The following is an 11154-nucleotide window of genomic DNA, read 5'->3' as shown; positions in this document are numbered from 1 at the left end:
CGCAGTGAACAATGGTTTTTCCGCAGGGCTCTTGATGACAGCCTGGACTGGCTGACCGCTAAAAACCCTGACAATCCAGCCCTGGAAAACCTTGGACGACTCAAAAAAAATGATAAAGCACAACAGGGTGAATACGATGGCCTGACCGAAACGGAACAGGCATCGCTTCCTGGCAACACCACCAGCAGTGTCCGGGGCCGGTTCTTTACCCTCACAGCCCTGAATGACCGGATAGGGGTTTACCTGACGCCGGACTACCTGGCCGATGCCACTGACCAAACTATCGCCAGTGATCTGCGCCAACTGGTGGACGCCAGCGATCTGTTCAGACGCCGGGTGAACAATACGGACGAATTGCGGAGACAGTTGGGCAACGCAACGACCCCGATAAGGCCCGACACCCTTGGCGATCTTCACAACCTTCGCTTGCTGCAACTGCCCCCTGACGAGCGTAACAGGACGATCCCCGGAGACTATGTCAGCCTGATCATTCCCGGTCACGATGGCGCGTTCCCCGGCGGTGAGTCCGGCCCAATGACTTATCTGCCCACCCGGCATGGTTTGAAAAATGACACCACCCATGACCAGGCTCCGGGTAACCGGACAGACGTTGCCACCGTTAACCAGCCCCTCAATAACGGCACCTTCACGCTCATTGATTTTGATCCGGGCTGGGGAGACACCCCCTACGGTTCCGGATGGCTGTCAGGCCATCTTTCGTTCTTTTACCAGCTAGGGGAGGCATTGCGGCTGGCGCTTGGAATGGCACCAGAAGAAGATGCCGATGCGGCTAAAAACCGGATTCGTACCGACCTTGGCTTGCCAAAGCATTATCCGGGACAGGACAGCAAACCGTTACCCGTAGTAGACCCCCGTCAGGTAATGGTCAAAGAAACCCTGCCCATACAGGTCAGGTTTAATCAAACGACAGTGACAGACAACAACACATCCGTGCGCCTGGCGGTGACCGGGTATGGTGCCCTGGGACGTCACCTGGAACTGACGGCAGAGCCTGACGGCAATGGCACCTATCGTCTGCAACTGAATTCCATTGGCAGAATGCCAACGGATGACCGTTTTCAGCCGCCCTCACTGCGCAGGTATCCCGAAATGCCCAAACCGGCGGCAAGACACAGGGTTCGCCGTGCCGATCCTGACCCTGATCCTGCTGAAAGCCCAGACCCGACATTAATCGACTCACTGATTCCCGGCTCCAGGACATTCCAAAAAGAATTTGTGCCGTTATTACGCTATCAACTCGCCGCGAACGAAGGCTTGAGTCAACGTTTTAGAATCCTGGTCGCGGCTTTTAAAAAAGTTGATGGCATTCGCAGTGCCAATGCTCCGTTAACCTTTCCTTTGGTCTTGGGGCTCTACGACAAACTCACCACCCTGATCGACAAACACCCGCAGGCAACCGGCGAAAAATTTACGAAACTGGCTGCAGACATCAAGAGCTGGCTTGAACGCAGCATGAAGTCAGTTCCTGCAAGACTACATTTTGTCAGCGTTAACCCAACCGATGAGGAGCTGAAGCGTATACGGTCATGGATTTTGGCCAATGCAGAGTCCGGTTTACAAATAAACCTCTGGTATGACCCGAATGCAATGCTCGCCAGTGAGCTTGCGGAAGCTCTTAAACGGTCAGTGACAACTCAATTGACCCGTCGATCCGACCCCGGTAATCCATCTGATTTTGAATCGGATTTACTGAAAGAGCTGATGAGGCTACAAGATGAGGCCTGGCAAGCCATAGAGTCAAAAATGGCACAGGGCCAGCCGTTTGATCAGGCGGTAAAAGACTTTCTGGTAGAGCACCTCAACGATACGACGGACCTTGACGATAAAAAAGCCCAAATGCTGGAATCCTACCGGCAATTTACAGAGCAGATAAAGGCTTCTTATCCGAGGGCAAAGTTTTCCCTCAAAGATATTAATGAAGTCTGGACCAGTGCCTACGGGGAAGAGGGCCAGAAGGCCAGCAAATACTACTTCAGGGAGCTGGGCTTGCGCGGTCATCAGCCCGCAGCCAGCGCACTGGTGAAAATGAGGGTGATGGGCACTCTCGGTGGTGCTTATTCTGATACGTCGCTTTCGCCTGCATTGAATAAGGATCTTTTCAAGGGTATTGATTATTCCGGCGTCAGCGAAACCGATTTGAGCAGGGTAAAGGCGGTACAGACACAGCTGGTCATCCAGGGGCTTGGCAAAGAGTTCCGTGCTGATGACCAGGATGCTGCCATTAAACAAAAGGTTTCAGACGATCTCGCCTGGCTGGGTAAACAATACCCCCGGTTAAAGAGCGATATCGAGCAGCGTTTGGCCAGTGCTGCTCCCTCGCAACGGTTTGAGCCCCTGGGAAAAATCAAGGTCATTCCCGGTGAGATCTACCTGCCATCGAAAAACCATCCAGGTTTATTTTTTGCGGCTACATTGGGCAGCACACCGGTCGGCAACCGAGCCATGGAGTTGGCTATAAACACCCTTACATCGCAATATGAAATGATTGATCAATTTGGGTTGTCCGAACTGAAAAATTTGAACGCTGCCAATCATAAAAAAACGTTTTTAGTCAGTCATGATCTCAGTTATACGGAATTGGTTTATTATCGATTCGGAGGGGTGTCAGAGTTTGTGGAAGGGCATCAAATCCTGAATGGTGATCTCGCCCTGAAGCAAAGCAATACTGCAATGAGTCGGCAAGGCTACGACGCTTTGCTGGATGCTCTTCGATTTTCTGCCGGGGAACGCTTTACCCTTTCCAGCAAAGCGGCAGCTGCCCGGGACCAGGAAAACACGATCACACGCTATTTCAACACAGATCCGCAAAAGCCTGGCCAATACAGTCAACAACTGGTTATCCAGATGGCGTCTGGCGACGATAACCCGATCAGCAAGGCCAGCCGTTACCTGTTTCGCAAATATAAAAACCGCCAACCAACGGGAGATAGTTATAACTCAATCCGCTGGCTGGTTATGGAGAGCGGTTATTGGTCAGATGGTGAGACTGGCGCAAGGGTTAATCATGCCGACATTCGCGGATTTCTGGACGGTGATAGCCGAATTCATGTCGTTGGACTGGGTCAGTCCGGGAACGGGGAGTTTACCCTGGGCGGACAAACCGCGTCAGACCTGTCAACAAAAATCAATGAATTGATCGGCGATACCCCGGTTAAAACCGTTAACCTGATTGGCTCAGCCATTGATCACAACGGGCTTGTCAGCCAATACCTGAAAGACACCCTGAAAGCGACAAGAACCCGCACAGTAACTGCCCGTGACGGTCTTTTGAGGGTCGACATCTGGGGGCGTCTGTGGGTTGGCCTGCTTGCAGACACGGGTCTGGTCACCTGGTCACTGGACGACAGGCCTGACAGGCTGAAAGCATTTCGCACCAGTGATGGTAAAGTCACGGTCGAACGCTTGCCTGAAGCCCCGTATGTTGAAGCTGACGCTGGACTACGACAAATGCCTTCTGTGTTGTCACAGAACAGCGGGCTGCTGGGGCCGGTTAATCCCGATAATGCAATACCGACCCCGGAGATGTTCAGGTTAAGCCTTAAGTCGCATCTGGGTGCTCTCAGTTCGGATGATTTAGAATCGCTAGAGGAAAAAATCGCAGAATTTGATCGACTTCGCCAGGAGGGGTCCGCCCTTAAAAAATACGGCCTTGTCTATCGGATGCAGGAAAACCTGCCCAAAATTCTTGCCGGGGGCGCTGCCGTCTCCCACCTTGCCGCGACCATAAACCAGTACCTGCTGGATGCACTGGCCGAAGTACCCAAAAATCTTCACTTTATCTGGATTGGTCGTCTCAACGAAGGTGTTAAGGACTATCTCAAGGTCTGGGCTAAGACGAATTCCTGGCCATTAACGCTTTGGTACGACCCGCAGTCGTTTCTGGCACCCGTGCTTGCCCGGGAAATACATAAGGCTGTTGCCGCTGAAAAAATACCCGAATCATTCCTGACAGCAGAAAATGCCAGTGATGAATTTGTGGAACGTGTTAATCAGCTGCAGGATCTGGCCTATAGCACCATAAAAAAAGGCATCGCTGAGGGCAAAACCTTCGACGACATGGCAAAGGCATTTTTAGTCAAGCATTTGGCTGTGGATCAAAGCGAATTAGAGACAATACAGGAAGAAAGCCTGAAGCAATTCACGGAGTTCACCAATGAGATAGCCAGGCTTCAGGGCAACCCTGAATCCGAAAAATTCAGGCTGGCAGATATCAATACACTCTGGCAGCCAGACGATGAAGCCAGCCCGAAACAGTGGTACGTGAAAGAACTTGGGCTGAGGGGGATTTTAGCCGCAGCCTCTGATTTGGTAAGGATAGAACTGCTGATTAAAAATGAGGGGGGTGTCTACCTGGATGTCGATACATTGCCTTCTCATAATGACGAATTGTTTAAACACATTAACATTCCGCAAGAAACTTCATTTAAAGTCAAACCGGACCAGTTAATTAACCATATGATTATGGAGTATTTTGCTGAGCCAGGGCCGGAACAACTGTTTTCTAACAGAACACCTGATCCAGAAATAGAGAAAATATTTAACGAAATAAAAGAAGAGCACCCTGTTTTTATTAAGGCTATTAAAGAAGCCATCGCTAATCACAACGACAAGCCGCTTTTCGTTTTTCCAGAATCGCTCAGGGTTATTCCTGGTTCAGTGGAATTTTATTTAACCTATTTGGGATCAACCCATTGCAACAACAATCTTATTATCGCACCACAAGATACTGAAGCTCTCAAGGCAGTTAAGCAATATATTATACGACGACATCAATTAATTGAACGTTTCAACAATGATAGCTCATTGAAAAAATCTGATACTGATATACATAAAATGGCAGAATCAATCGCCAATCAATTCGACGATTATCGAGAAGTCACCTACGCCGTTTTAAATTATCGGCAAGATGGAATACTGAATCAATCCAGATCGACGGTTTTTATATCCGGAGTGCAGCCGTTTCTTACAGTCTCCGGTCGTTATTTGTCTGATTTTTTTGCAAGAAAGGATTTGCGTCATCGTGAATTAAGACAATTTTTCATGCAGGTTAATCCATTAGCAAAGATTGATTTAGTCAGTGAAGATACTGATGAAAGCACCAGAAGCTGGGTGCCTGAAGCTGATAAAACCGTGCGTTATGCCCTGACCGCTGAGCATGACAGCCGTTATAAAAACCAGATTATTATCCAGCTGGGTAACAGCGAGAATGAAGCCAAAGCCAGCCTATATCTGAAGAAAAAATACCAGCCCGATTTTAGCCGACTTATACGACTAAAGCCTGATGGAACCCTGATTGATACGGAGACAAGTCTCGACATTAAACTGGAGGCATTGCAAGCTGATTTTCTTAAAGACGACACCCGTATTATTGTTGTGGGTCACGGCAGTAAAGTTCAGGGAGAAGAGGCCGGTTCCAACTCGTTTCTCCTGGGCGGAAAGACCGTCGGTCAACTGGCCGAGGTGCTCAAGCACGTCACCGCCGGCCGCTTTGTCCACACTGTCAGTGTCGTGGGTTGTGGCGCTGATGCCAGCGGAGAGCATTACCCCGTAGAAGATTTCGCCAGAAAACTGTTCGCTGAAATCCGGACAAAACGCATCACGATCCGTAATGCCCTGGTGGCGGTGGATGTATTGGGGCGCAAGTGGACGGGCACCCTGCCCGCCAACGGCAATGTCCTGTGGTCACAGTCAGACCCTCGCGTCAAGCTGGTGCTTGAAAAGGACGAACGGGGGCAGTTGATGGCACGTCAGGTCCCTGTTGAAGAAGGGCTGGTGACAAAACTCCGGGACTTGCCCGCTTTACCCCGCGGCAGGGATTATGTGCGCTTGGGTCCCGACGATGACCGTTCTTTCGAACAGGCCAGACGTTTACTGGTGAGTACGTTTATCGAAAACGGTGGCAGACAGCCACTCTCCGAACTGATTGAGCAATACAACCGTCGGTTGCAACAACTCACCAGTGATGACTTTTCTCCTTACCGGTTGATGCCGTTGCCGGTGGCCAATGCCGAACTGCCTTCTGCACAGGCCGGGGCACCAAGAGCGCTTCATATGAGCGCCTTTGTCCGTGCAGAGTCAATCGGGGACCCATTTTCGGGGGTTGGCCTGCTGGCCTACGGCAATCGCTTTGCGCAAGAGAATTTTTTCCGGGCTCAGCAGGCGGGGTATGATCTGGCCTGGCAAGTCACAAAACCACCATCTGATGGGATAACAGCGCTGTTTACTCGCCAGCTGCTAGGGTCTTTGCAGGAGATTGTGGCACCCGGTGGCAATGATATAAACCCGTTCAGGGTTTCCAGCCCTGACCTGATGGTTTCTGTATTAGGAAAAGATGACCTTTCTGCGCTCTATGCCCATAAACGAAATGACTTTTCCAACCTGGGTCAGCGGTATATCAAGTCCCTGAACGAGTTATTGGGTCACTTTCTGGGGGACAAAGCAGATCAAAAAGCACCGAAACTGAACACCTTGAAAAGGAATGAACAGAGAAAGTCGTTTCAAAAAAGCCTTTCGCTCGGGATTGACAAAAGGCTGAAGCATCCCCCCTATAACACTGTCAGCTTTACTGATCCCATGTCCCTGGCTAATAGCGAGGCTTTTGCTGGAGACAACAACCAATACCTGCCTGTTGTCACCGATCCTTCGGGCGCAACTTATGTTCTGGTGGACGTGCCAGAGACTAATAGCGCAGCTTTTCCGGATAATCTGCGCAATATCCTGTTTATGCTTCAGTCCTCAGGTCCGCTGACGGAGGATACGGCCCGGACGCTGATTAATACCATTCAGTCAGCCTATTCCCACCACTCAAAGTACTACCTGCCAGAACAGTGGCTCATTGAAAAAATTAACCGACTGACGCAGGTTGATCTGGTCACACTGGCCACTGAAATTAATAGCGTCGACACGCAGTATGAGATTGCTCCAAGCCTGATGCGAAAACTGTTGTTTCGCCTGGTGAGCCGCGCAGTGATGGCCCTGGAGAGCGGTCGCACACCCGATATGCAGGAGAAGCTCCTGATCGCAGAATTATCCTCCCGGCTCCCCGATAGCAATACCATGGTCGTCGTGCTCCCGCCTCCGGAAAGCTTTGAACGCCGGGTTTCCCTGGACCCTTTGCTGCCCTTCGGACAGGATATCCATTCTCGCTCGCGAATCACCCTGGGCGCTCGTTCGCCATTTTTTTTCTCAACCATTGAGGATCGTGCCTATCGCTCTCAGTTGCGTGAGCTGGTGCAACTGGGCGGAATGCCTGAAAAGCTTGAGGCTGTGATTCGTTATTTCGACAGACCTAATGAACTCATCGATAGCCTTATGGCCTGGCGCAAATGGGAGATAGAGACTGGTATTAAGAAAAAAAGTCCGGTTCTTGATCTTCGGCTGGAGCACAACCGTTTGATCGCGGACAGTCAGGTGAATGTCTTGCAATGGGAATTAGAGAGGCCTGTCATCATCCAGGTTGGACTGTCAGATGTACGACCAGATTCGTCTGATACCCGCCTGGCCCGGGTGATAGCCCAATCCTACGGGATGGCGCTGTTCCTGCAACTGCGGTCAGATTATGCAGCCCCACGCGATATCGTCAGGGCCATGGAGATATGGCAAACGGATTACCGTGATGATCCTGATGGTGAATACAGTTTTGACAAGAGTCTGACACTGCGGCAGTTACCGGAAACAAGAGATCAGCTTTACCAGACACTGATCCTTGACAGTGATGATCGCGATCTTCAGTTTGCCCGGGGCGATGTAGATGATTTCCAGCATGCACTGGAGGTATTGTTTCGGGAAAAGAATCTCGCCCGTTCGGTCAGAAACGTTTTTCGCCACCTTGCAGTAGAGCCGATGACCTTTGTTGATACTTTTGTAGAGGCTCTGGTTCAGGTACACACAGATTTCTGGAAACAGATGCGGGATTCGGAACTGCTGTCTGCGCTGCAGTTGAAGGCATCGGATTACCGGACATTGAAAAAACGACTAACCAACTCTCGTTTACCCGCCAAAAACAGGGGCAGATTATTATTAGATCTGGGTAATATGGAAAACCCGCCAGACAAAACTCCGTACACGGGCACAATCCCTTCTCATTACATGGACGTCTATAGCAAAGGAATAAAGGAGAACAGTCCCGGAATTATCATTGAAGTGACACCGGTTTCCTATGGCGGTCAGGGCTCACAGTCAAAGATCGCGATCTTGTTCCCTGCCCGGTTGATCAAACATGCTCTGGAAAAGAATGCTCCTTCAGATTACTTGTTTTCAGTACAAAATAAGATTATCAAAACCCTTCGATGGCTCAGAACTACCTCTGATTTCAGGGGTTTTTCCAACACCCTGGCGAAAAAACGGAGCCAGGTCTTTGGCAACCTCCAGACTCTGGTGAATCAGGGTGTTATTGATGGTTCTGCCGGTACAGGCTTCGATCAGATCAAAATACCCGACTCTGTCCGGCTATTACTGGTCATTATTCCTCCCGGTTCAGCCGCTACAGAAACGCCGGAACCGGTTCTGATCAATAATGCCGGTTGTGTCCTGAAAATGGATCCGGGCCAGTATGTCACCGAAGGCAAAATGCTGGTTGAACAACATCACACTTTATCAAACCTGATAGTTCGTTATGTGGTTGCATCCAATCTGTTGAAAGGGGTCAGCAGCGATTCACAAAGCATTCGAAAAAGAATTCTGCATGAATTTGGTGTTGAGGAACTACAAAAAAATATAGAAACTTCGGATATCCCTGTAGACACTCATAAAGGACGGATCGGTCTTGAAATAGAGTATGATGTCACAGATGTCGATGCTGAATCGAGAGTAGAACTGGCGTATACTAAATTTCCTCCTGGTGAGCGTATTAGCCGAATTTATACTAATATGCTCGTGTCTACTGATTCAAATAAACTTCGCTCTATCATTGAAGTCATTACCGGCCCCTTAGCTCTCTCGGTTTATCTCAGTGAATCCTCGGCGTTATTTCGTGCGACCAATACGATGGCCTCTGCTTTAGCAAAAATACCTGAGGGTGGTTCTACCGTTAGCGATTTAGTTCAGGCTTATAATGACGAGCTACTTGGCAATGACCCCAATGATCAATTAAAAGATTTCCGTTTAACCAGCTTTAATGATTTTAAAAACACTAAAGTTTCATTGCTGCCTGAGGCGATAGGGGTCGGGTCGTTACCTCCTCATGTTCAGGTTAACATTGGCGTCGAACTTAGCATGCTTTGGGATATAACATCTTATATTCCCTGTCTTATAGCTCCGAGAAAAAGTGACATATTAAGGGACGTTTTTCAGTTGAGCCAGTATAAAGCCTCTCTCATTTCAGAAACACTGAATCTGAATTCTGACTTACTGAAATCCATGCTTACCATTCATTTGTACAAGCAGGCATTAGACAGTTCAACCGACAAATTTTATAGGGGTAAGATCGGGACTGCAAACACACCCATTACTCAACTTGAAGGATTACTGAGGCTGGGTACCGGCGATTTTTTAATGACGGTCATCTCTGATTTGGATGCCACACAACTCAAGTCGGCCATCCGGGATTACAGCTGGCAAGCTTTTAGTTCGTTGATGCAGCAAACGGTCAGTGAGCTGGCCACAATGGGATCCAGGGCTGAAGGGTTGGGCAGAGAGTGGAAGGTTCCCGAACAAAAACTGGAAGCCAGATTAAAATTGCTGTTTATCGACCTGTTGGATTACCGTATCGAACATGGGCAGATGACTGTTCCCTTAATTGATGCCGGAGATTTTTTCGAATTACCGCAAGGCAAAAACAAAGCATCGAAACTGGGTTACAAAGATGCCATAAATCCAGCCTCAAGTCGGGGTATCACTTCTTATTTCAATGAAGAGAATGAAGTCCGTTACCTCGGCGTTCTGGAGGTTCGGGAGCCCTGGCCTGCTCTCAGCAGGATGGGTTTTGAGCCTCCCGACCTTTTCACGACTGCACTAATAAAGTCCGTTCAGAACCCGGGTTTACTCGGTGCAGATCCGGACGTTGACAAGATCTTTTTTATCAGGGCCCAATTCCTCATTGCCTCTGAAAACGAAACCGCGCAATACAGGGACTGGGTGAAGCACTCCATCATCAGCCGACTAGGTCAACTGGATCCGGCAAAGCTGGAGCATGTCATCCACTCCTTCGTCAGCTATCACCAGACAGAGCAGGGCACAGCAGGACAGGACATTCTGGGCCAGTTGCTGCTGACTGCCCGTCTCAGGACAATAACAGGCGGGCAGTCAGGATTAGCCTGGGACACCCTGGCACAGTTGCAAAAAATAGTGCCCGTGGATGTTAACCTCCAAGGGATGACCAGCTGGGATCACCAACCTCCTGCGAGAACCACTCACAGCCATCCCCTGCTTGTGGCCGTCTGGCAACAGTTGGCACGCTACAACCTGCCCGCCGGGCTCTATCATCTGGTGGACTTGCTTTCTGGTAACAAAGTTTCTGGTGGCGAAGGTTTTGTTATACCGATTCTTGGCTCGGGTGACAGACTTGCTGAGTTCGGATTGTCTCTGGGTCGTCTGTTCGGGGAAATTACCATTATCCTTGAGCCCCAACAGTACCTGTACCAGAGTCGTCTGGACGGCGATCCACCGACTCTGACAGTGGGCATAAAAGACAAGACTTTTGATAACCGCAGGTCTATCGCTATAGGCAAGTTGTTCGGCATGGCCCTGATAAACCATCCCGATGTGGCGGCTCTCGGTCAGGCTCAAAAGGACTTGCGGACAATCTGGGGGTTGTCAGCAACCACCACGGGTCGTCGCTATGGCCTGACCACAGGACTGGCGCTGGCCGCTTTTCCAGACCAGAAAGCCCACCTGTTCAGACAGTTTATCGATGGCATCGGCACGAGCGATCACGACTGGCAGTTTGCTTCCGGGTCGGTCGATGATTTCGCCGGGATTCTCTACCGGTTGTCAGCCCGGCATGATCAGGACGGGCTGACAGAGGCTTTTCAACGGATTCGGAACTACCATCTTCTGAACCCCCTGATATCTGTAGACAGTTTTGCCTCGGCACTGGTGAAGACGCACAGGAATCTGCCGGATTTTCAGGCGGGCCTGGTTCTGCGGCAGGCTATCGGAAGTGGTGGGTACACTTTTCTGAAAACGTCCCTCAAG

1 protein-coding gene is annotated in these 11154 nt (G+C 50.0%); it reads left to right on the top strand.

From position 1 onward, the window contains the following. A partial coding sequence (locus KDK19_RS12105; RefSeq protein ID WP_257292061.1) for a TcdA/TcdB catalytic glycosyltransferase domain-containing protein occupies positions 1-11154 on the top strand: 11154 nt, incomplete at both ends.

Source organism: Endozoicomonas sp. ONNA1 (genome assembly GCF_024606325.1).
GTDB lineage: Bacteria > Pseudomonadota > Gammaproteobacteria > Pseudomonadales > Endozoicomonadaceae > Endozoicomonas_A.
Note: the sequence above shows the minus strand (reverse complement) of the source record. Positions and strands in the feature narration are given on the sequence as shown.